Raw genomic sequence first — 21,536 nt, 5'->3', positions numbered from 1 at the left:
CTGGCGAAACACAGCGTTTCCAAAGCTATCAACGGCGCGCCCTTCCCGCGCAGATGCCTGTCCTGCCGTGATCCACGCGATGGCAGGACCGGCCGGAACGCACAGGGTGGAACACTGCGTGCGACCGCGCCTGTCGTCGCGGTGCGGATCGCAGCCTATGGTGGCCTTGTCCCCCACCGCGCGCAGGCAGCCATGGCCAGCTCTTCTTCCCAGCGTTACCGCATCACCGTCACCCCGATCGAAAAGGACGGCCTGCAGTGCAGCGGGCGCTGCACCATCGAGCTGGAGCATCGCGCGCAGCAGGACTGGATGCGCCTGCTGGAAATCGCACGGCGCAACACCGGCCTCAGCGGAGACGAACGGGCCGCGGCGATCGTCGCCACCCAGCTGCTGCGCGATCTCGCCCAGCGCCACGCCGATGAACCCAGCCACCCGCTGACCGTGCTGCAGCCGCAGCTGGACGAGGTGCTGGCCGCGCTGGAATCGATCCAGGGCGCGCCCTGAGCCCACCACCCGCACCCGTCAAAGCTGGATTCAGCCGCGCGCGTTATTGTTGGCGTCTCATTCCCGCACGGCCTGCCGTCATGAACGTTCGCCCGCTGTTGTCCCGCCTCGCCGCCTGCACCGTGCTGCTGGCCGCCGCCATCGGCGCGCAGGCCGCGCCCAGCATTTCCGGCCGTCAGTTGTCGGTGGGCGCCACCGATGTGCAGCAGTACCTCGATGGCAGTTTCCCGCGCACGCAGGACGCGCTGGGCGGCCTGATCGCGATGACCATGAGCCATCCCCAGCTCACCCTGCCGCAAGGCAACCGCCTGGATCTGGGTTTCGACATCGCCATGGCCACTGCCGGCGGCAACCCGGCCCCGCTGGGCAAGGTCAAGCTGAGCAGTGGCCTGCGTTATGACGCGCAGACCCAGGGCTTCCACCTGCAGGAGCCGACGGTCGATGACTTCACGCCGGCCAACAATGGCGGCAAGCTCGATTCGCGCACGCGTGGCCTGCTCAACGCCTGGCTGGTCGATTACGCCCGGCGCGAGCCGATCTACAAGATCGACCCGACGGTCGCGGCGGTGCTGGGCACGCTGCAGGTGCAGTCGGCGCAGGTAGAGAACGGCAAGCTGGTGGTCACCTTCAACCAGGACCTCGGTGCGTTGGTGCCGGCAGGCTTGCTGAGCAAGTAACCGGAAATGGCACCGACCCACGGTCGGTGCCTGCATCCATCAAGCGGCCAGCGCCTTGGCCACGGCATCGGCGAACGCCGGGATGTCACCCGGCTTGCGGCTGGTGATCAGGCCACCATCCACCACCACCTCGGCATCGGTCCACTCGGCGCCGGCATTGCCCAGGTCGGTTTTCAGCGACGGCCACGAGGTCACCTTGCGGCCCTTGGCCAGGCCGGACTCGACCAGCAGCCACGGCCCGTGGCAGATCGCAGCAACCGGCTTGCCCGCGGCGCCGAAGGCCTTGATCAGGGCCACCGCGTCGGTATCAATGCGCAGCTTGTCGGGATTGATCACGCCGCCGGGGAGGACCAGCGCGTCGTAGTCGTCGGCCTTGGCGCCCTTCAGGGGGGCATCGACCTTCACGTTCTCGCCCCAGTCCTTGTCTTTCCAGCCGCGGATCTGGCTGGCGTCACCCGGGGCGATCACCTTCACCGAGGCGCCCCAGGACTCCAGCAGTCGCTTGGGTTCCTGCAGCTCGGACTGTTCGAAACCATCGGTGGCGAGGATCGCGATGTGCTTGCCGTTGAGTGCATGTGCCATTGAGCGGCTCCAGTAAGTAGGAGCCTTCAGTGTGGCCAGGCACGCATTGGGCGACAGTGACCAGGATGTGCACAGCGTGTCGGCGCAGTCACCGGCGCACGTGGCCGATGACCGCCGGCGGGGTCAGCGCTTGGGCTGGAGCATGGTGCCGGTGCACTTTTTAGAGCCGCAGCGGCATTCCCAGATCTTCTTCAGGCGCGCGGTGTGACGCTCGGCCAGGGTGATGCCGTAGTTGTAGGTCAGCTCGTCGCCCGGCTGGATGTCCTTGATCGCCTCGATGAAGACCTTGTCCTCGCGGCGGTTGTCGCCCTCGGCTTCCTCGATCACCGCTTCGCAGTTGGGCTCGCAGCTGTGGTTGAGCCAGCGCGCGTCATTGCCCTTGTAGTTCGCATCGATGACGTAGTCGTCATTGAGGGTGAACAGGAAGGTATGACCACTCTCCACATCCCCGGTGTCGTCGGCATCCACGTCGGCGTGGCTGCGCAGCAGACCCTTGTACTGGATGACCCGCTCACCTTTCTTGATCGGCGCCAGCGCGAACACGCCATTGCCATGGATGGTGGACTTGCGGGCCTGGATCTTCTTGGGCATCTGGCTGACCGTTGCGGTGGGAAGCCCCGATTCTCGCTTAATCTTTGTGATTGCCAAAGCGATGCGGTTCAATACGCCTCAAAGGCCGCCCTGCGGGCGCCTGAACGGGCGGGTTGGATGCCGGCGGAGAAAAGCGTACAATTTCAGTCCGCTTTATGGTTCTGCCCCCACCATGCTCCGCGTCACCAAGCTTACCGATTACGCCACCGTCGTGCTGACCGTACTCGCCGCCCGCCCGGGCGAGGTGCTCAGTGCGACCGAACTGGCCGAGTTCGCCCGTCTGGAACCGCCGACCGTCAGCAAGCTGCTCAAGCCTCTGGCCCAGGCCGGGCTGGTGGAAGGCCTGCGCGGCGTGCGCGGCGGCTATCGGCTGACCCGCGCGGCGGACCAGATCACGCTGTTCGAGATCGTGGAAGCCATGGAAGGGCCGCTGGGCCTGACCGAATGCGCCCACGACCACAGCCAGTGCGGCCGCGAGCTGCAGTGCGGCGCCCGCAGCAGCTGGCGGATGATCAACGACGTGGTGTCCGAAGCGCTGCGCGCGGTCACCCTGGCGCAGATCCTGCCCCCTCTTCCCCTTGTTGACGCCCACCGCCGCGCGATCGCGGCGGATGTCGTCTCCTGATCAGGCAGCCCCCATGGCCACCGATACCCTCGATACCGTCGCCACCGGCGATACCCCCAACCGCGAGATCCATGAGCAGCTCGGCCGCAAGTATTCGGCCGGCTTCATCACGGACATCGAATCGGACTCGTTGCCGCCCGGCCTGGACGAGGACACCATCCGTGCCCTGTCGGCCAAGAAGGACGAGCCGGAGTGGATGACGCAGTGGCGCCTGGACGCCTACCGCCACTTCCTGACCATGCCGATGCCGGACTGGGCCAAGCTGCAGATCGCACAGATCGACCTGCAGGCGCTGAGCTACTACTCCGCGCCGAAGGGCCCGAAGTACGCCTCGCTGGACGACGTGCCCAAGGAACTGCTGGATACCTACGACAAGCTCGGCGTGCCGCTGCATGAGCGCGCCAAGCTGGCCGGCGTGGCCGTGGATGCGGTGTTCGATTCGGTCTCCGTCGGCACCACGTTCCGCAAGGAACTGGCCGAGAAGGGCGTGATCTTCTGCTCCATGTCCGAAGCGATCAAGGAGCACCCGGCGCTGGTCAAACAGTACCTGGGCACCGTGGTGCCGGTCGGCGACAACTACTTCGCCGCACTCAACTCGGCGGTGTTCTCCGATGGCAGCTTCGTGTTCATCCCCAAGGGCGTGCGTTGCCCGATGGAGCTGAGCACCTACTTCCGCATCAACGCCGGCCACACCGGCCAGTTCGAGCGCACGCTGATCATCTGCGAAGACAAGGCGTACGTGTCCTACCTGGAAGGCTGCACCGCGCCGATGCGCGATGAGAACCAGCTGCACGCCGCAGTGGTCGAGCTGGTCGCGCTGGAAGATGCCGAGATCAAGTACTCCACGGTGCAGAACTGGTACCCGGGTGACGAGAACGGCGTGGGCGGCATCTACAACTTCGTCACCAAGCGTGCCGAGTGCCGTGGTGCGCGCAGCAAGGTCACCTGGACCCAGGTCGAGACCGGCTCGGCGATCACCTGGAAGTACCCGTCGTGCGTGCTGCTTGGCGATGATTCGGTCGGCGAGTTCCACTCCGTCGCGCTGACCCACCATCGCCAGCAGGCCGACACCGGCACCAAGATGATCCACATCGGCAAGCGCACCAAGAGCAAGATCGTCAGCAAGGGCATCAGCGCCGGCCACGGCCAGAACACCTACCGCGGCCTGGTGAAGATGGACCGTGGCGCCGAGGGTGCGCGCAACTACACCCAGTGCGATTCGCTGCTGATCGGCAAGAAGTCCGGCGCGCACACCTTCCCCTATATCGAGGTGAAGAATCCCAGCGCGACGGTCGAGCACGAAGCGACCACCTCCAAGATCTCCGACGACCAGCTGTTCTATTGCCGCGCCCGCGGCATCGACCAGGAAAACGCGGTCTCGATGATCGTCGACGGCTTCTGCAAGCAGGTCTTCCGCGAGCTGCCGATGGAGTTCGCGGTGGAAGCCAAGAAGCTGCTGGAAGTCAGCCTGGAAGGCTCGGTCGGATGAAGAGCGTGCTGACCTTGGCCCTGCTGCTTGGGGCTGCGGCGCCGGCGTCTGCCGAATCGGCCTGCGATGACCTGAGCACGCAGATGCAGATGAATGAGTGCGCCAACGAAGGGTTCGAAGAAGCCGACGCCGCGTTGAACGCGGTGTATCGGCAGGTAGTGGGCAAGCTGGCCGATGCACCGGTGGCGCTGGCCAACCTCAAAGCCGCCCAGCGCCTGTGGGTGCAGCTGCGCGATGCCGATCTGGAAGCGCAGTACCCGGTTGGCAAGGATGAAGACCCGCGCATGCTGTACGGCTCGATGTACCCGATGCTCTATTCCGGGGCCAAGACTGCATTGACTCAAACCCGCACCGATTACCTGCGCAAAGAATTCCTCGAGCGCAGCGAATACGACCTCTGAGTCGCGCTGCCTCCAGTTCCCTTATCTGACAAGACGATTATCGACATGTTGAAGATCGACAACCTCCACGCACGCATCGGCGAAAAAGAGATTCTCAAGGGCCTCTCGCTCGACGTGAAGCCCGGCCAGGTGCACGCCATCATGGGCCCCAACGGCGCCGGCAAGTCCACCCTGGGCAATGTCCTGGCCGGCCGCGACGGCTATGACGTGAGCGAAGGCAGCGTGCAGTTCGAAGGCCGTGACCTGCTCGAGCTGGCGCCGGAAGAACGCGCGGCCGCCGGCCTGTTCCTTGCTTTCCAGTACCCGGTGGAAATCCCGGGCGTGAACAACACCTACTTCCTGCGCGCCGCGCTCAACGCCCAGCGCAAGGCGCGCGGCGAGGAAGAACTGGATTCGATGCAGTTCCTCAAGCTGGTGCGCCAGAAGCTGGCCGTGCTGCACCTGAAGGACGAACTGCTGCACCGCGGCGTCAACGAAGGCTTCTCCGGTGGCGAGAAGAAGCGCAACGAGATCTTCCAGCTGGCCGTGCTCGAGCCGAAGCTGGCGATCCTGGATGAAACCGACTCCGGCCTGGACATCGATGCGCTCAAGAGCGTGGCCGACGGCGTCAACGCGCTGCGTTCGCCGGACCGTTCCTTCATCGTGATCACCCATTACCAGCGCCTGCTCGATTACATCAAGCCGGACGTGGTGCACGTGCTGGCCGATGGCAGGATCGTGCAGAGCGGCGGCCCGGAACTGGCCCTGGAACTGGAAGCCCACGGCTACCACTTCCTGAAGGACCGCGTGGTGCCGGAGGCAGCGGTCTGATGAGCGCCCTGCTCGATTCCCTCGCCAGCGGCTTCTGCGGCAGCGATGCACGTCGCGCCGAGCTGGATGCCGCGCTGCAGGCCGGTCTGCCCGGCCCGCGTACCGAAGCCTGGAAATACACGTCGCTGCGCCAGCTGGAGCGTCGCAGCTTCCAGCCCGCCCCGCTCGCCCCGGCCGTGGTCGATGCCGCCCTGCTGGCCGACATCCCGTCGCCGCGGCTGGTGTTCGTCAATGGCCGCCCGTCTGGCGCGCTCAGCGATGTCGCGGCGGTGCCGGCCGGTGTGCAGCTGGCCACGCTGTCCTCGGCGCTGGCCGCCGGCGATGAAGCCGGCCGTTTCCTTGGCCGTCGCTTCGAGCGCAGCGAGGAAGTATTCGCCCGTCTCAACGCTGCACTCGCCGATGAAGGCGTGCTGCTGCGCGTGGGAGAAGGCGTGCAGGTCGAGGCGCCGCTGCAGCTGGTCTTCATCAGCGTGGCCGGCGAGACCGATCTGTCCTGGCACCATCGCCACCTGATCGAACTGCGCAGCGGTGCCGCGCTGGGCGTGGTCGAGCATCACCTGCATGTCGGTGATGCCGCGCACCTGGACAACACCCTGGTGCACGTCCACCTCGCGCAGGATGCCGTGCTCTCGCACGCCCGCGTGCAGGCCGATGCCACCCGCGCCACCTCGCTGCTGCGCACCGACGCCATGCTGGCCCGCAACGCGCAGTACCGCCGCGTGGACCTGGAGCTGGGTGGGGCGCTGAGCCGCCATGAGCTCAACGTCCGCCTGGAAGGCGACAACGCCCAGCTGACCGCCAACGGTGTGCTGCTCGGCAATGGCCGCCGCCATGTCGATACGCGCCTGGGCATCGAGCACATCGCGCGCGATACCGCCTCGGAAATGGTCTGGCGTGGCGTCGCCGCCAACCGCAGCCGCGTGGTCTTCCACGGCGGCATCCACATCCGCGAAGGCGCCGATGGCACCGACGCCAACCTCTCCAACAAGAACCTGCTGCTGTCGGCCGATGCCGAGATCGATACCCAGCCCACGCTGGTGATCGATGCCGACGAAGTAAAGGCGGCACATGGCGCCACGGTTGGCCAGCTCGACGCCAACGCGCTGTTCTACCTGCGCTCGCGCGGCTTGCCGGCCGATCGCGCGCAGCAACTGCTGAGCGCCGCGTTCTGCCATGAACCGTTGAACGTCCTCGACGCACGCCTGACCGAGCAGCTCACCGCCCAGCTCAGCCGTGCGCTGGCCGTGGCGGGCGTGGCATGAACCTGTCCACGCCGCGCCCGGCCGCCGATACCGGCACCGCGCCCGACTGGGATCGCGTGCGCCTGGACTTCCCGCTGTTGATGCGCGAAGTGCACGGCAAGCCGCTGGTGTACTTCGACAACGCCAACACCGGCCAGAAGCCGGTGCAGGTGATCGGCGCGGTGGACGAGTTCTACCGCCGCTACAACGCCAACGTCAGCCGCGCGGTGCATGCGCTCGGCACCGAGGCCACCGATGCCTACGAGGGCGCACGCAGCAAGCTGGCGCGTTTTCTCAACGTCCGTGCCAGCGAGCTGGTGCTGTGCAGTGGCACCACCTTCGCGATCAATCTGGTCGCGTATTCGTGGGCGTTGCCGCGGCTCAAGGCCGGTGATGTCATCCTCGTCTCGCGCATGGAGCACCATGCCAACATCGTGCCGTGGCAGCTGGTCGCCCAGCGCACGGGCGCGACGATCCGCGTGGCCGAGATCACCCCGGAGGGCGCATTGGACCTGGACGCGCTGCGCGCGGCGATGACCCCCGAGGTCAAGCTGCTCGCCGTCGCCCATGTCTCCAACGTGCTGGGCACGGTCAACCCGGTCCGCGAAATCTGCCGCGAGGCCCGCAAGCGCGGCATCATCACCGTGGTGGACGGCTCGCAGGCCGTGCCGCACCGCAAGGTCGACATCCCCGCGATCGGCTGCGACTTCTACGCCATCACCGGCCACAAGATGTGCGGCCCGACCGGCACCGGCGCCCTGTGGGCCAGGCGCGAACACCTTGATGCCATGCCGCCGTTCCTCGGCGGGGGCGAGATGATCAAGGAAGTGAGCTTCGAAGGCACCGTGTTCAACGACGCCCCGCACAAGTTCGAAGCCGGCACCCCGAACATCGCCGGCTTCATCGGCCTGGGCGTGGCGGTGGATTACCTCGAGTCGCTGGGCCTGGAGCACGTGGAAGCCCGCGAAAGCGAACTGCTGGCGCACTTCACCGAAGAGCTGAACAGGATCGACGGCCTGCGCATCTTCGGCACCACGCCGGACAAGGCGGCGGTGGTCTCCTTCCTGGTGGACGGCGCGCACTCGCACGATCTGGCCACCCTGCTCGACCTGGAAGGCGTCGCGGTCCGCTCGGGCCAGCACTGCGCGCACCCGCTGCTGCAGTACTACGGCGTCGCCGCCACCTGCCGTGCCTCGCTGGCGTTCTACAACACGCATGAGGAAATCGAGCGCTTCATCGTGGCGCTCAACAAGGTGCGCAGGCTGCTGGGCTGAGCCCGCGCCAGACTGCGCCCCACTCGAACGCCGTGGCCTGCCACGGCGTTTTTCATGGCGCGCCCCGCACATTTCCGTAGCGCCCCCTGCGGGCCTAAAATGGCGGCATGAGCACCCTGACCTTCCGCGCGGCCACTGCCGCCGACATCCCCGCCCTGATCGCCCTGGTCACCTCCGCCTACCGTGGCGATGCCAGCCGGGCCGGCTGGACCACCGAGGCCGACCTGCTGGACGGCGCCCGCATCGATGCCGACGGCCTGCAGGCCGACCTCGCCAAGCCACGCTCGACCATCCTGCTGGCCGAGCGCGATGGCCAGCTGCTGGCCTGCGCGCACGTGGCCGATGACCACGGCAAGGGCTACTTCGGCATGTTCTCGGTCGACCCGTCCCAGCAGGGCGGCGGCATCGGCAAGCAGCTGATGCTCGCCGCCGAGGCCCACGCGGCGCGCGAGTGGGGCGTGCCGGTCATGCAGATGACGGTGATCGACGTCCGCGACGAGCTGATCGCCTTCTACGAGCGCCGCGGCTACCAGCGCACCGGCATCAAGAAGCCCTTCCCGTATGGGGATGAGCGTTTCGGCATTCCCAAGCGCGACGATCTGCGCTTCGAGATCCTGGAAAAACCGCTGGCGGTGCCGGCATGAGCGAGACCTGGACCTTCGTCTGCGCCAGCGCCGAGCTGCTCCCCGGCGAGATGAAGAGCACCTTCGACGAAGTGACCGGGACGCCGATCGTGGTGTTCAACCTGGACGGGGAACTGTACGCACTCGAAGACCAGTGCACCCACGATGAGTTCGAACTGTCCTCGGGCACCTTCGATACCGGCGAGGGCAGCATCGAGTGCGTCCTGCACGGGGCCCGTTTCGACGTGCGTGACGGCGCTGCCCTCTGCGCGCCGGCCTATTCGCCGGTAGCGAAGTTCCCGGTCAAGCGGGAACACGACGCCGTCTGGGCCCGCGACGACCGCGACTGAGCCGGCCTGAACGCGGGCGTTTTGAAAACGCGAATTGTTCCTATTACCATAGGCATTGCGGCCACCCGGCCGCTTCTGCCCGGTAAGCCGTGTCCGCCAACCGCTCCGCCCTTGGTCTCGCCGCCCTGTGGGCCACGTTCTGCGTGGTGCTGCTGGCCTGCGGCTGGCTGACGGCCGGCGGCGCCGGTAACGCCGGGCCGGCGCCGGCGGCGGCGCACACCGCGGGCCTGCTGGGCGCCGACAGCGCGCGCCAGGCATCGGCGCCGTCCACGCCTGCACCGGAGCTTCCTGCCGAGCCGACCCTGGCGGCGGAGACCGGTGCCGACCCCGAGCCCAGCCCGCCGGCGGTACTGACCCAGCTGCGCCGCACGCCCTGGGTCGCGGTCGTCCCGCTGTGGCCGTCCGACGCGCTGCGCTGGCAGCGGCTGGAACCTTCGCTGCGGCTCAACCCCGGCCACGCCCCGCCCCACGCCTGATTCCGGCGGCGACGCTGCGCGTCGCTGCCCGCCCACGCCCGCGCCATCGCGCCGCCGTGGGCCGTCTGCCCGTTTTCCCCACCTGCCTCCGCTCCGCCGTGACCGCCACACGCTGTCCGGCCTTCGTCCGTCCTGCCAGGAATCACCATGACCGTCCGCCCGACTCCGTTGTCGTCCGCCCTGCTGCTGGCCATCGCCGCCCCCGCCATCGCCCATGCCGAGGCCGACGCTGCCGATCCGCAGCGCGCCACCGAACTGGATGGCGTCGACGTCCACGGCGAGCGCGTGCGTGCGCAATCGTCCAAATTCACCGCGCCGCTGCTGGATACGCCCAAGTCGGTCAGCGTGATCTCCCAGCAGGTGATCGAACAGACCGCCGCCACCACCTTGCTCGATGCACTGCGCACCGTGCCGGGCATCACCTTCGGCGCCGGCGAAGGCGGCAACCCGACCGGTGACCGTCCCTTCATCCGCGGCTTCGATTCGGCCTCGGACATCTACGTCGATGGCATCCGCGACGCCGGCAGCCAGACCCGTGAAGTGTTCGCCATCGAGCAGATCGACGTGGTCAAAGGCCCGAGCTCGGCCTACTCCGGCCGCGGTTCAGCCGGCGGCACCATCAGCCTGGTCAGCAAGACGCCCAAGCTGGAGAACTTCGTGGCCGGCACCCTGGCCGCCGGCACGGACAGCTACTACCGCGGCACGCTCGATGCCAACCAGGTGATCGGCGACGGCATCGCCGCCCGCGTGAACATCATGAAGCACGAGGCCGACGTGGCCGGGCGCGATGAAGTGAACAGCAGCCGCTGGGGTATCGCGCCGTCGCTGGCGTTCGGTCTGAACGGCCCGACCCAGGCGGTGATCAGCCACTACCACATGGAAACCGACGACCTGCCCGATGCCGGCGGCTTCCCGTACAACAACCCGTTCACCAGCGGCCCCAACCTGGCGCTCAATGGCGACGGCAGCCCGATCGTGACCAACCGCGACGCGTTCTACGGCCTGGTCGACCGCGATTTCCAGAAGACCAAGGCGGACATCACCACCTTGAACCTGTCGCATGATTTCGGCGGCATCGTCCTGCGCAACATCACCCGCTACGGGGACACCAGCAACGATTACCTGTGGACCCAGCCGGACGACAGCAAGGGCAATCCGAACCTGTTCGGCACCGTCTGGCGCCGCACCAACGCGCGCGCCACGCAGACCGACAGCTTCGTCAACCAGACCAGTGTGACGGGTGAACTGGAGACTGGTCCGCTGCGCCACAGTTTCAACGCCGGCGTGGAATACAGCAGCGAAAAGACCGTGCGTGGCACCTACGCGATCGCCGATGTGCGCCGCCCCAATGGCCAGACCACCGCAGGCACCAACAACCCGCTGACCGGCAACCAGAGCTGCCCGACCACCGGCGCGGCCACCGGCTACAACTGCACCGACCTCACCAACCCGAACCCGCACGATCCGTGGTCGGCCACGCACACGGTCACCCGCAGCGACCCGGCCCGCGACGTGCGCCAGACCACGCGCACCAAGTCGGCCTACGTGTTCGACACGATCAGCTTCAGCGAGCAGTGGATGCTGAACCTGGGCGCGCGCTTCGACGACTACAACACCCATCAGTTCAACCCGACGGCCGCGGCGAACGTGCAGCATCTGCGCAACGACACCTCGTTCTGGAACGGCCAGGCCGGCCTGGTGTTCAAGCCGATGGAGAACGGCAGCATCTACGTCTCCTGGGGTACCTCCTCCACCCCGGTCGGCGTGGACGGCGGTGATGGCGCCGACGGCATCAGCGCGACCATCCAGGATCTCAAGCCGCAGCGCAGCCGCAACATCGAGCTGGGCACCAAGTGGGACCTGTTCGATGCCCGCCTGTCGCTGACCGGTGCGATCTTCCAGACCGAGATGAGCAACGCGCGCGTGACCAGCGATGCGGGCACCACGCAGAACGCCGGCACCAAGAAGGTCAAGGGCGCCGAACTCGGCTTCAGCGGCACGATCATGGAGGGGTGGCAGGTCTTCGGTGGTTACACCTACCTGGATGCCGTGGTCGAGGACAACGGCTTTGCGCTGGTGAACGGGGTCTACGTGCCATCGCCGTTCAACGGCAACGCGTTCCCCAACACCGCCAAGCACAGCGCCAGCCTGTGGACCACGTGGGCGCCGTCGTTCGTGCCGGGCCTGAGCCTGGGCGCCGGTGCCAACTACGTGGACAAGGTCTACGGCAACGTCAACAACACCAAGTGGGTGCCGTCCTACACCCGTTGGGATGCGATGGCCGGCTATGCCTTCAGCGAGCGCTACAGCCTGCAGTTGAACGTGCAGAACCTGACCAACAAAACCTACTTCACCAAGGCGTACGCTTCGCATTACGCCGCCATCGCGCCGGGCCGCTCGGCCACGTTGGCCTTCAATTTCAAGTTCTAAGCGATACGCCCCCTCCCGCGCGCTCGTGCGGGAGGGGCTGGAGCCCACCATGCTGCTGCACATTCTCGACGTCCTCACCGCCGAGCAGGTCACCCAGGCCCGCCAGCAGCTGGCCACGGCCGGCTGGACCGACGGCCGCCTGACCGCGGGTTACCAGTCCGCGCAGGCCAAGCACAACCTGCAGTTGCCCGAGTCCGATCCGGCCGCGCGTGCGGTCGGCTCGGCCATCCTCGATGCACTCGGCCGCAACAGCACGTTCTTCTCGGCGGCGCTGCCGCGTCGCATTTTCCCGCCGCTGTTCAACTGCTATCAGCCGGGGCAGACCTTCGGGTTCCATGTGGACAACGCCGTGCGCTACGACTACACCGCCCCCGGCCAGCCGCAGCCGGTGCGCACCGACCTGTCGGCCACGTTGTTCCTGAGCGACCCGGATGAGTACGAGGGTGGCGAGCTGGTGATCGAAGACACCTACGGCAACCAGCGGGTGAAACTGCCGGCGGGCCACATGGTGCTGTACCCGGGCACCAGCCTGCACCAGGTCACCCCCGTCACCGCCGGCACGCGACTGGCCTCGTTCTTCTGGATCCAGAGCATGCTGCGTGATGACGGCCAGCGGCGCCTGATGTGGGACCTGGATGTCTCGATCCGCCGCCTCACCCATGACCACCCCGAACACCCTGCGCTGGTGAATCTCACCGGCGTGTATCACAACCTGCTGCGGCAGTGGGCCGATGTCTGAGCCGGCCCCGCCCGCGTTCGACGTGGCAGCACTGGCCGACCAGTTGCAGCACGATCCGGCCGCCGCGCTCGCCGCGCTGGAAGCGACCGCGCAGCGCGGCGACCCACAGGCGCAGTTCCTGCTCGGGCAGGCCCGGATGGAAGGGCGCGGGATCGCGCCCGATGCGGCGGCGGCCGTGCTCTGGTTCGAGCGCGCCGCCAACGGTGGTCTACCCCTCGCCATGAACATGCTCGGCCGCTGCCACGAACTCGGCACCGGGACGCCGATCAACCTGGCACTGGCCGCGGTCTGGTACCGCAAGGCAGCGGATGCCGAGTTGGACTGGGGCCTGTACAACCTGGCCAACCTGCTCGGCACCGGCCGCGGCGTGCCGCGCGATGACGCCGCCGCATTCGCGCTGTACCTGCGCGCGGCACGGCTGGGCCATGCCAAATCGATGAACCTGGTCGGCCGCTGTCTGGAAGACGGCATCGGTGTGCCGGCCGATCCGGGTGCGGCACCGGCCTGGTATCGGCGTTCGGCCGAGGCCGGTGACTTCCGCGGGCAGGCCAGCCATGCCTCCCTGTTGCTCGCCGCCGGTGATATCGACGGTGCGGCGGACTGGCTACGGCGCGCGCTTGCGCACGGGAGCGCGTCGTTTCTGGCTCACGTGCGCCCCAGCTTGGCGGCCTCTCCGCATCCCGCGATCCGGGCACTGGCCAGCTGATTCCTGCGTTCGGGGCGCGCAGGGACCGAAATCATTAATCATTCTCATTTGCGTCCGCTAACGAATCTCACCTACAATCCCGCCGCGTTGCTGGTCGGCTGATCGACTGGCCGTTCACAGGGGCCCGCCTTGCGCCATCCACACCGCCACCGCAGCTTTGCTCCCGCCATGCGCGGGCGGCAGCAGGCGTTGTCGAGCGTGCTGGCGTGGCTTGGCCTGCTGTCGCTGCTGCTGGCCGGCCTGCCCGTGCTGGAACGGGCCGCCCCGGGCAGCACCGTGATGGTCCTGCAGATGCCAATGGGCGAGCACCCGGCCGGCGGTGGTGAGACCGCACAGGAAGAAGCCCCCGCCAAGCCACGCCGAGTGGCCAGCGTGCGCCCTGCCCCGGCGCCACCGCTGCCGCCCGCATTGCCGCCGGTGGTGGAATCGCTGGATTCGCTGATGGCCACACTGGTGGCACAGCCGCCGCGGGTCGTACCGGCCATTGACTCGGCACCGGCCACGCCGCTGCCTGCCGCACCCGGCCTGCGCGTCCAGCGCGGCCAAGCCCCACCGCAGGGCTGATGCCGACCTTCGGCGGCGCCACCGTGCCCGCCTCCGGTCCTGCGCGTTCCGCCCGCCCCGGGCGTTCCTGATTCCTGCGCGTGCTGCCGCCCTGCGGCCTGCCACGTCGCGTCCGTTTTCTCCTTTCCGAGGTTGCCCCCATGGCCCAGCGCCATCGTCGTCGCACGTCCCTGTCCCGCTGCACCCTGTCCCTCGCCCTGCTCGGTGCGCTGAGCGCCCCGGCCTTCGCCCACGGCGACGCCGCCGCTCCGACCACGCTGGACAAGGTAGTGGTCACCGCCGCCGGCTTCGAACAGAAGATCGCCGATGCCCCGGCCAGCATCAGCGTGATCAGCCGCGAAGAGTTGAGCAAGCGCCCCTACACCAGCCTGGTGGATGCGCTGCGCGACGTGGAAGGCATCGACGTGGGCATGGAACCGACCGACAAGAACGGCCGCGCCACCATCTCCATGCGCGGCATGCCCTCGGACTACACCCTGGTGCTGATCGACGGTCGCCGCCAGAGCAACGCCGGCAACCTGTACCCGAACAACTTCGGCGGTGGCCAGTTCTCGTACATGCCGCCGCTGGATGCGATCGAACGCATTGAAGTGGTGCGCGGCCCGATGTCCACGCTGTATGGCTCCGATGCCATGGGCGGGGTGATCAACATCATCACCCGTCGCAACCAGACCGAGTGGCATGGCGCGGTCACCCAGGGCTTTACGGTGCAGCAGGACGACCAGTTCGGTGACGCGCGCAGCACCGATGTCTACCTCAGCGGCCCGCTGGTCAAGGACCGTCTGGGCATGTCAGTGCGCGGCAGCTATTACGACGCCAAGGCCTCCAACCCGGAATGGGATGACCTGCCGCTGCCGGACGGCACGATGTGGTCGCGCAGCATTGGCTTCGGTGCCGGTGGCAAGGCGGTGGCCAACACGAACTGGAACGCGGGCATGCGCCTGAACTTCATCGTCAATGACGACCACGAGCTGTGGCTGGATTACGACGTGTCGCGCCAGAAGTACGACAACAGTGAAGGCCAGACCGGCACCCTGGACAGCCTGGCCAGCCTGTGGCGCGTGGGCAATGCCACGATCCCCAACCCGAACGGCCCCGGCAACGTCACCCGCCGCGTGGTGCAGCCGCGCGTGGGCTACACCGCCTACCAGCGTTACGAGCGCGACCAGCTGGCGCTGACCCATCAGGGCCGTTATGAATTCGGTACCTGGCAGACCACCCTGACCCACATCACCAGCAACAACCTCGGCCGCTCGCTGCCGCTGACGCTGGACGAACGCGCCGATCTGCAGACGCTGTGGAATGATGTCTGCCGCCGCACCGGCGCCGCCGCCAACTGCGCGGCCGGTGCACGCAACGGACTGGGCGCGCTCAACCCGGCCGAGATGGCGCGCCTGCAGGCCTTCCTGCCACGCCCGCTGCGCACCATGGAGCTGAAGGGCAACGTGCTGGACACGATGCTCGACCTCACCTTCGGTGCGCACAAGCTGACCGTGGGCGGCCAGTACAACGACACCGACATGGTCGACGGCGTGTTCGGCATGGATGGCGCCGGCTACAAAGACAACGTGAAGCAGCAGCACCGCATGTGGGCGCTGTTCGCCGAGGACAACTGGTCGCTGACCGACAGCCTGACCGCGACCGTCGGCGTGCGCTATGACGACCACAACATCTTCGGCAGCCACGTCAGCCCGCGCGCTTACCTGGTGTGGAACGCCAACGATGCCTGGACCCTCAAGGGCGGCGTCAGCACCGGCTACAAGACACCCCGCCCGGACCAGTTGTTCCCCGGCATCGTCGGCTTCGGTGGCCAGGGCGTGACCCCGCTGGTCGGCTCGCCCAACCTGAAGCCGGAGACCAGCACCAACTACGAAATCGCCGCGTACTACGAAGGCGATCGCTGGGGCTTCAACGTCACCGGCTTCCTCAACAAGTTCGATGACAAGATCGCCAGCGGCGGCACCTTCGCCAACTGCGAAGTGGCCCCCAACGATGGCAGCTATTGCGTGGACATCGGCCCGGGCTGGGCCGAGCTGGGCTACAGCACCTTCGGGCAGAGCGTGAACATCGACAAGGCCGAAACCCGCGGCGTCGAAGCGGCGGCCCAGGTAGATCTGCTGGACAACCTGCAGTTGCGCGGCAACTACACCTGGACCAAGAGCGAGCAGACCAGCGGCACCGGCAAGGGCCTGCCGATCACCGGCAACCCGGCCAGGCACATGGCCAATGCCAGCCTGAACTGGCAGATCAGCGAGGCGGTGAGCCTGTCGCTGATCGGCGAAGGCCGCTACGACCGCTACCGCGACACGCTGGTCAGCAATGTCGGCGGCGTCAGCAGCTCGCAGACCCGCTATTACGAGGACTACACGATCTTCCACCTCGGCGGCAGCTGGGACATCAACAACTGGCTGACCGTCAACGCGCGGGTCAACAACCTGTTCGACAAGGACTTCGTGTCGCAGTCCTGCGTGCTGATCAGCGACAGCGAATACGACTGCGTGGATGACTATTCCACCAAGGACCAGCGGCGCAGTTACTGGATCTCGTTGAACGCCAAGTTCTGAGGCACACCGGCGCGGCGTCCGTAGTGACGCCGCGCCCGGTCTTGACCTCGGGCAGCGGTCCGGCAAGGGACCGCTGCCTTCTTTGTCTACAAATTGCGAATCATTCTCATCAATGGTGTAATTCGCCCCTCAGTACTCTCTCTTCCGACCGTGGCCACCAGCGCTCCCTCTTCCAGCGTGCAACAACAACGCCGCGGCTTCTGGCTGCGCACGCTGCACCAGTGGCACTGGATCAGCTCGGCGGTGTGCCTGATCGGCATGCTGCTGTTCGCCGCGACCGGCATCACCTTGAACCACGCCTCCCGGATCGAAGCCACGCCGGAGGTGGTCAGCCGCCAGCTGGAACTGCCTGCCGACCTGCTCGGCAAGCTGGGCAACCGCACCGATGGCAAGGCACCGATCCCCCGCGTGGCCAGCCGCTGGCTGGATGCACAGCTCGGCATCTCGATCGGGCGTCGCCCGGCCGAATGGTCCGATGGCGAAATCTATCTCTCCATGCCCAGCCCAGGCGCGGACGCATGGCTGAGCATCGACCGTGAAACGGGCGAGGTGGAGTACGAATCCACCGCCCGCGGCTGGGTCTCCTATTTCAACGATCTGCACAAAGGGCGCAATGCCGGGCCTGCCTGGGGCTGGTTCCTGGATATCTTCGCCGTGGCCTGCCTGGTGTTCTGCATCACCGGCCTGTTCCTGCTGCACCTGCATGCCCGCCAGCGCCGCATGACCTGGCCGCTGGTCGGCCTGGGCCTGCTGATCCCGCTGCTGATCGCCCTGATCCTCATCCACTGACCGTCCCCTTCCGGAGCCGCACCATGCGCGTCACCCTGACCATCGCCCTGAGCGGCCTGCTGGCCACCTCGCCGGCCTATGCCACCACCCTGGACATCAACGTCGAGGTGCCCAAGCTCAACGTGGCCGAGTATCACCGCCCGTATGTGGCCGTGTGGCTGGAAGGCGCCGACCAGAAGGTCGCCGCCAACCTTTCGGTCTGGTACCAGCAGACCGGCAACGCCGAAGGCCATGGCACCAAGTGGTTGCCCGACCTGCGCCAGTGGTGGCGCAAGAGCGGCCGCACGCTGGAGGTGCCGGTGGACGGCGTGACCGGCCCGACGCGTCCGGTCGGCAAGCACGCGCTCTCGTTCAACGACAAGCAGCCCGCGCTCAAGGCGCTGGCACCGGGCAACTACACCCTCGTGGTGGAAGCGGTGCGCGAAGTCGGCGGCCGCGAACTGCTCAAGATCCCCTTCACCTGGCCGGTCACCTCCGCACAGTCGGGCAAGGCGCAGGGTGCGACCGAACTCGGCCTGGTCACCCTGACCGCCAAGCCCTGACCCCCCATCCACCTGGAGTTTTTCGATGAAGCGCACGCTCGTCCTCGCCGCCGCCATGGCCGCCGCACTTCCGTTCTCCGCCCTGGCCCACAAAGCCTGGCTGCAGCCTTCGCAGACCGTGACCGCGGGTACCAACCCGTGGATCACCGTCGATGCGGCGGTCTCCAACGACCTGTTCTACTTCAACCATGTGCCGCTGCGCCTGGACAACCTGGTCATCACCGCGCCCGACGGCAGCACCGTGCAGCCGCAGAACGCGGCGACCGGCAAGTTCCGCAGTGTGTTCGATGTCGAGCTGATTCAGCAGGGCACCTACCGCCTGGCCACGATCAACAACGGCCTGTCGGCCAGCTGGGAAGAAGACGGCAAGCCCAAGCGCTGGCGCGGCACCCCGGCCACCTTCGCCACCGAAGTCCCGAAAAACGCGAGGAACCTGCAGGTCTCGCAGTCGGTCGGTCGCGTGGAAACCTTCGTCACCAACGGTAGCCCGAACGACACCGCGCTGAAGCCGACCAACCAGGGCATCGAGATGATCGCGCTCGCCCATCCGAACGATCTGGTCGCCGGTGAGGCCGCAAGTTTCCGCGTGCTGGTCGATGGCAAGCCGACCGCCGGCCTTGAATTCGAGATCACGCGCGGCGGCACCCGGTACCGCAACGCGCAGGAGGAGATCAAGGTCAGCACCGATGCCAAGGGCGAGTTCGCCGTCACCTGGCCGGAAGCGGGCATGTACTGGCTGGAAACCGGCACCGAGGACAGCAAGACCTCGATCAAGGAAGCCAAGAAGCGTCGCCTGAGCTACGTGGCCACGCTGGAAGTGCTGCCGGAGTAACGGCATCCGGCGTGCTGTGCGCGCGCCGTCCTCCCCACCCGCCCCCGCCGACCTGACGGGGGCTTTTCACCCGACGCATTCCGGCCATCGGGCTTACCAAGGCCCGACCTGCCCACCCCCATGACCAACCCGGATTTCGACATCGCCCACCTCGGTGGCCACACCATGGGCACCACCTGGCAGGTAAAACTGGCCGTGGCGCGCACCCGCGACCTGCACCCGTTGCATGCCGGCATCCAGGCGCAGCTCGATGCCATCGTGGCGCAGATGAGCACGTGGGAAGCCGACAGCGATATCGCGCGCTTCAACCGTGCCTCCGCCGGTGAATGGCAGGTGCTGCCGCCGTTGTTCGATACGGTGATGCAGTGTGCGCTGGAGATCGCGCAGCGCAGCGGCGGCGCCTTCGATCCCACCGTAGGCCCGCTGGTGGCGCTGTGGGGGTTCGGGGCGCAGGCGCAGGCCCGGCGGATTCCCGATGCCGACACGCTGGCGGCAACGCGCGCGCGCTGTGGCTGGGAACGCCTGCAGTGGCAGCCCGGTCGCCTGCTGCAACCCGGCGGACTGGCACTGGATCTGTCGGCGATCGCCAAGGGCTTTGGGGTCGATCAGGTCAGTGCGTGGCTGCGCCAGAACGGGGTACACGCCGCATTGGTGGAGGTTGGCGGCGAGCTGCACGGGTTTGGTCACAAGCCCGATGGCCAGCCGTGGCGCGTGCTGGTGGAATCGGCACCGGAGGAAGACGCGCAGGCCACCTATCCGCCGCGCGTGCTGGCACTGACGGACCGCGCGGTCGCCACCTCCGGTGATCGCTGGCACCACTTCGAGCAGGGCGGCGAGCAGTTCAGCCACACGCTGGATCCGCGCATCGGTGCGCCGGTCACGCGCGCTGCGGCGGCCGTCACCGTGGTTGCCGACAGCGCCATGCAGGCCGACGCCTGGGCCACGGCGCTGACAGTGATGGGCAGGGACGAGGGCATGGCATTTGCGCGCACCCATGCGCTGGCCGCACGCTTTGTCGGCCGTGGCGCGCACGGTAGCGAGGAATCCATGAGTCCTGCATTCGAGCAGTTGCTTGCCGACGACCGCGTGGGCGCGGCATGAGCCTGCGCCCCTCGCGTGCGTGGCTGGGCAACCTGATGGTGATGGTGCTGCTGGGCGTCATTGCCTGGGCGCTGCTGCGCCTGCATCTGGGCGACGCCTGGTGGCCAGCCGCACCGTTGGCCGCGCATTGGCGCTGGGCAGCGGGGAGCCTGGTGCTCTATGCCGCGTTCTGCACCCTCATCTGGTGGCGTGGACGACCCCGCCAGGCGCGCGTGGCCGACAACGGGCCCGCACCGATCCTGCTGGTCTGGGCCAGCCAGACCGGCTTCGCACAGCAGCTGTGCGACCGCAGCGCAGAGGCATTGCGCGCTGCCGGGCTGCCAGTGCGCATCCGTGCGCTGCATGCGGTGACGGCCGAGCTTCTGCAGCGCAGCGCGCAGGTGCTGTTCGTGGTCAGCACCACCGGCGAGGGCGATGCACCGGATCATGCCCTGCCCTTCCTGCGCAAGGTGATGCCGCAGGCGCCCGCACTGCCCCACCTGCAGTACGGCGTGCTGGCCCTGGGCGATCGCAGCTATGGCCATTTCTGCGCCTTCGGCCACCAGCTCGACGCGTGGCTGCGCCAGCGTGGTGCGCACCCGCTGTTCGATACGGTTGAAGTGGACAATGCCGATCCCGGTGCGCTGCGCCACTGGCAGCAGCTGCTCGGCCAGCTTGGCGGCGAGGCCACCGAGCTGCCGGACTGGACGCCGGCCGAGTATCTGCCCTGGCAACTGCAGGCGCGGCATCTGGAAAATCCGGGCAGCCCGGGCGCACCGACCTACCGGATCACCCTGGTGCCTGCCGATGGCACCCTGCCGGTCTGGCAGGCCGGCGACGTGGTCGAGATCGGGCCGCAGCATGCACCGGCGGACGTCGAAGCCTGGCTGCGCAAGACGCCCTGGGCGGGCGACACGTTCATCGATGGGCAGACGCTGCGTGCGCATCTTTCGCGCGCGCATCTGCCCGGTGCAGAGGAGATGGCGGCGCTTGCCGACCCAGATGCCGTGGTCGCCGCGTTGCGTCCCCTGCCGCACCGGGAATACTCCATCGCCACCCTGCCCGCCGAAGGCCAGGTGCAGCTGCTGCTGCGCCGCCAGCTGCGGCCCGATGGCACGCCGGGCCTGGGCAGTGGCTGGCTGTGCGATCACGCTGCGCTCGACGGGCGCATCGATCTGCGCTTCCGCAGCAACCCGAACTTCCATGGTGTGGCGGCGGCAACGCCGCTGATCCTGATCGGCAACGGCACCGGCATCGCCGGCCTGCGCGCGCACCTGCGCGAGCGGATCAGCGCCGGCGCGCGCCGCAACTGGCTGCTGTTCGGCGAGCGTACGGCCGCGCACGATTTCTTCTTCGGCGACGACCTGCGCGCCTGGCAGCGCGACGGCTGGATCGCACGTCTGGATACAGTGTTCAGTCGCGACGGTGGTGAGCATCACTACGTGCAGGACCGGCTGCAGGCGCAGATCCACACGCTGCAGCAGTGGGTGCACGACGGTGCCACGATCCTGGTCTGCGGCAGCCTGCAGGGCATGGCGCCGGCGGTGGATGCGGTGATCGAGCAGGCGCTGGGCCGCGACGGCAAAGAAGCGCTGATCGTGGCCGGGCGCTACCGGCGCGACGTGTACTGAGGGTTACCTACGGCCG

The 21,536-nt window shown here is 67.5% G+C and carries 23 protein-coding genes; 21 read left to right on the top strand and 2 right to left on the bottom strand.

The features are described 5' to 3' along the window. The first annotated feature begins 192 nt into the window (after positions 1 to 192). A complete protein-coding gene (locus BIZ42_RS14345) occupies positions 193 to 504 on the top strand; it encodes a DUF3861 family protein (RefSeq protein ID WP_026070171.1) in 312 nt (103 codons plus the stop codon). A gap of 80 nt (positions 505 to 584) precedes the next feature. After that, on the top strand, positions 585 to 1,181 hold the full coding sequence (locus BIZ42_RS14340; RefSeq protein ID WP_019185675.1) for a DUF1439 domain-containing protein: 597 nt from the start codon (positions 585 to 587) through the stop codon (positions 1,179 to 1,181). 39 nt (positions 1,182 to 1,220) lie between these two features. Here BIZ42_RS14340 and BIZ42_RS14335 read toward each other — a convergent pair whose 3' ends face one another. Together BIZ42_RS14335 and BIZ42_RS14330 are read right to left on the bottom strand one after the other, a co-directional pair. Beyond that, positions 1,221 to 1,763, bottom strand: a complete 543-nt coding sequence (locus tag BIZ42_RS14335; RefSeq protein ID WP_019185674.1) for a type 1 glutamine amidotransferase domain-containing protein — start codon at positions 1,761 to 1,763, stop codon at positions 1,221 to 1,223. A 123-nt stretch (positions 1,764 to 1,886) separates the two neighbouring features. After that, positions 1,887 to 2,354, bottom strand: a complete 468-nt coding sequence (locus BIZ42_RS14330) for an SET domain-containing protein-lysine N-methyltransferase (RefSeq protein WP_019185673.1) — start codon at positions 2,352 to 2,354, stop codon at positions 1,887 to 1,889. 172 nt (positions 2,355 to 2,526) lie between these two features. On the opposite strand from BIZ42_RS14330, the gene BIZ42_RS14325 reads away from it, so the two are divergent. The 19 genes from BIZ42_RS14325 to BIZ42_RS14235 all read left to right on the top strand — a co-directional run bounded on the left by BIZ42_RS14325 (position 2,527) and on the right by BIZ42_RS14235 (position 21,520). Beyond that, on the top strand, positions 2,527 to 2,979 hold the full coding sequence (locus BIZ42_RS14325) for an SUF system Fe-S cluster assembly regulator (RefSeq protein WP_026070170.1): 453 nt from the start codon (positions 2,527 to 2,529) through the stop codon (positions 2,977 to 2,979). Between the two features lie 13 nt (positions 2,980 to 2,992). Continuing rightward, on the top strand, positions 2,993 to 4,468 hold the full coding sequence (gene sufB / locus BIZ42_RS14320; RefSeq protein ID WP_070426801.1) for a Fe-S cluster assembly protein SufB: 1,476 nt from the start codon (positions 2,993 to 2,995) through the stop codon (positions 4,466 to 4,468). After that, positions 4,465 to 4,869, top strand: a complete 405-nt coding sequence (locus tag BIZ42_RS14315) for a lysozyme inhibitor LprI family protein (protein WP_019185670.1) — start codon at positions 4,465 to 4,467, stop codon at positions 4,867 to 4,869. Before sufB ends, BIZ42_RS14315 begins: the two co-directional genes overlap by 4 nt. 45 nt (positions 4,870 to 4,914) lie before the next feature. Further along, the gene (gene sufC, locus BIZ42_RS14310; protein WP_019185669.1) at positions 4,915 to 5,679 is read left to right on the top strand and encodes a Fe-S cluster assembly ATPase SufC; all 765 of its coding nucleotides are present in this window, start codon (positions 4,915 to 4,917) and stop codon (positions 5,677 to 5,679) included. Further along, on the top strand, positions 5,679 to 6,941 hold the full coding sequence (sufD, locus tag BIZ42_RS14305; protein ID WP_070426800.1) for a Fe-S cluster assembly protein SufD: 1,263 nt from the start codon (positions 5,679 to 5,681) through the stop codon (positions 6,939 to 6,941). The genes sufC and sufD overlap by 1 nt, the downstream gene beginning before the upstream one ends. After that, a complete protein-coding gene (locus tag BIZ42_RS14300) occupies positions 6,938 to 8,194 on the top strand; it encodes a cysteine desulfurase (protein ID WP_070426799.1) in 1,257 nt (418 codons plus the stop codon). Before sufD ends, BIZ42_RS14300 begins: the two co-directional genes overlap by 4 nt. A gap of 107 nt (positions 8,195 to 8,301) precedes the next feature. After that, a complete protein-coding gene (locus BIZ42_RS14295; RefSeq protein ID WP_019185666.1) occupies positions 8,302 to 8,838 on the top strand; it encodes a GNAT family N-acetyltransferase in 537 nt (178 codons plus the stop codon). Then, complete coding sequence (locus tag BIZ42_RS14290) at positions 8,835 to 9,167, top strand: non-heme iron oxygenase ferredoxin subunit (protein WP_019185665.1); 333 nt, start codon at positions 8,835 to 8,837, stop codon at positions 9,165 to 9,167. Before BIZ42_RS14295 ends, BIZ42_RS14290 begins: the two co-directional genes overlap by 4 nt. Before the next feature lie 89 nt (positions 9,168 to 9,256). Continuing rightward, the gene (locus BIZ42_RS14285; protein WP_083279861.1) at positions 9,257 to 9,643 is read left to right on the top strand and encodes a hypothetical protein; all 387 of its coding nucleotides are present in this window, start codon (positions 9,257 to 9,259) and stop codon (positions 9,641 to 9,643) included. A gap of 147 nt (positions 9,644 to 9,790) precedes the next feature. After that, on the top strand, positions 9,791 to 12,073 hold the full coding sequence (locus tag BIZ42_RS14280) for a TonB-dependent siderophore receptor (protein WP_070426798.1): 2,283 nt from the start codon (positions 9,791 to 9,793) through the stop codon (positions 12,071 to 12,073). A gap of 49 nt (positions 12,074 to 12,122) precedes the next feature. Continuing rightward, a complete protein-coding gene (locus BIZ42_RS14275; protein ID WP_070426797.1) occupies positions 12,123 to 12,812 on the top strand; it encodes a Fe2+-dependent dioxygenase in 690 nt (229 codons plus the stop codon). Further along, on the top strand, positions 12,805 to 13,518 hold the full coding sequence (locus BIZ42_RS14270; protein ID WP_070426796.1) for a tetratricopeptide repeat protein: 714 nt from the start codon (positions 12,805 to 12,807) through the stop codon (positions 13,516 to 13,518). Before BIZ42_RS14275 ends, BIZ42_RS14270 begins: the two co-directional genes overlap by 8 nt. Before the next feature lie 129 nt (positions 13,519 to 13,647). Beyond that, positions 13,648 to 14,082, top strand: a complete 435-nt coding sequence (locus tag BIZ42_RS14265) for a hypothetical protein (protein WP_237393513.1) — start codon at positions 13,648 to 13,650, stop codon at positions 14,080 to 14,082. Between the two features lie 140 nt (positions 14,083 to 14,222). Further along, positions 14,223 to 16,646, top strand: a complete 2,424-nt coding sequence (locus BIZ42_RS14260) for a TonB-dependent receptor (protein WP_070426794.1) — start codon at positions 14,223 to 14,225, stop codon at positions 16,644 to 16,646. Positions 16,647 to 16,796: 150 nt separating this feature from the next. After that, positions 16,797 to 17,435 (top strand): PepSY-associated TM helix domain-containing protein, encoded by a 639-nt coding sequence (locus tag BIZ42_RS14255; RefSeq protein WP_070426793.1) that lies wholly within the window; start codon positions 16,797 to 16,799, stop codon positions 17,433 to 17,435. 23 nt (positions 17,436 to 17,458) lie between these two features. After that, positions 17,459 to 17,977: a DUF2271 domain-containing protein gene (locus BIZ42_RS14250; protein WP_070426792.1), complete on the top strand. Its 519-nt coding sequence runs from the start codon at positions 17,459 to 17,461 to the stop codon at positions 17,975 to 17,977. Positions 17,978 to 18,002: 25 nt separating this feature from the next. Then, entirely contained in the window at positions 18,003 to 18,809 is an 807-nt protein-coding gene (locus BIZ42_RS14245; protein WP_070426791.1) for a DUF4198 domain-containing protein, read from the top strand. Between the two features lie 120 nt (positions 18,810 to 18,929). Then, positions 18,930 to 19,910: an FAD:protein FMN transferase gene (locus BIZ42_RS14240; protein WP_070426790.1), complete on the top strand. Its 981-nt coding sequence runs from the start codon at positions 18,930 to 18,932 to the stop codon at positions 19,908 to 19,910. Continuing rightward, positions 19,907 to 21,520 (top strand): sulfite reductase subunit alpha, encoded by a 1,614-nt coding sequence (locus BIZ42_RS14235; RefSeq protein ID WP_070426789.1) that lies wholly within the window; start codon positions 19,907 to 19,909, stop codon positions 21,518 to 21,520. The genes BIZ42_RS14240 and BIZ42_RS14235 overlap by 4 nt, the downstream gene beginning before the upstream one ends. Positions 21,521 to 21,536: the final 16 nt, after the last annotated feature.

The organism is Stenotrophomonas sp. LM091 (assembly GCF_001806305.1).
GTDB classification, from domain to species: Bacteria; Pseudomonadota; Gammaproteobacteria; order Xanthomonadales; family Xanthomonadaceae; genus Stenotrophomonas; species Stenotrophomonas bentonitica_A.
The sequence above is the reverse complement of the archived record's forward strand: the minus strand, read 5'-3'. Positions and strand labels throughout refer to the sequence as shown.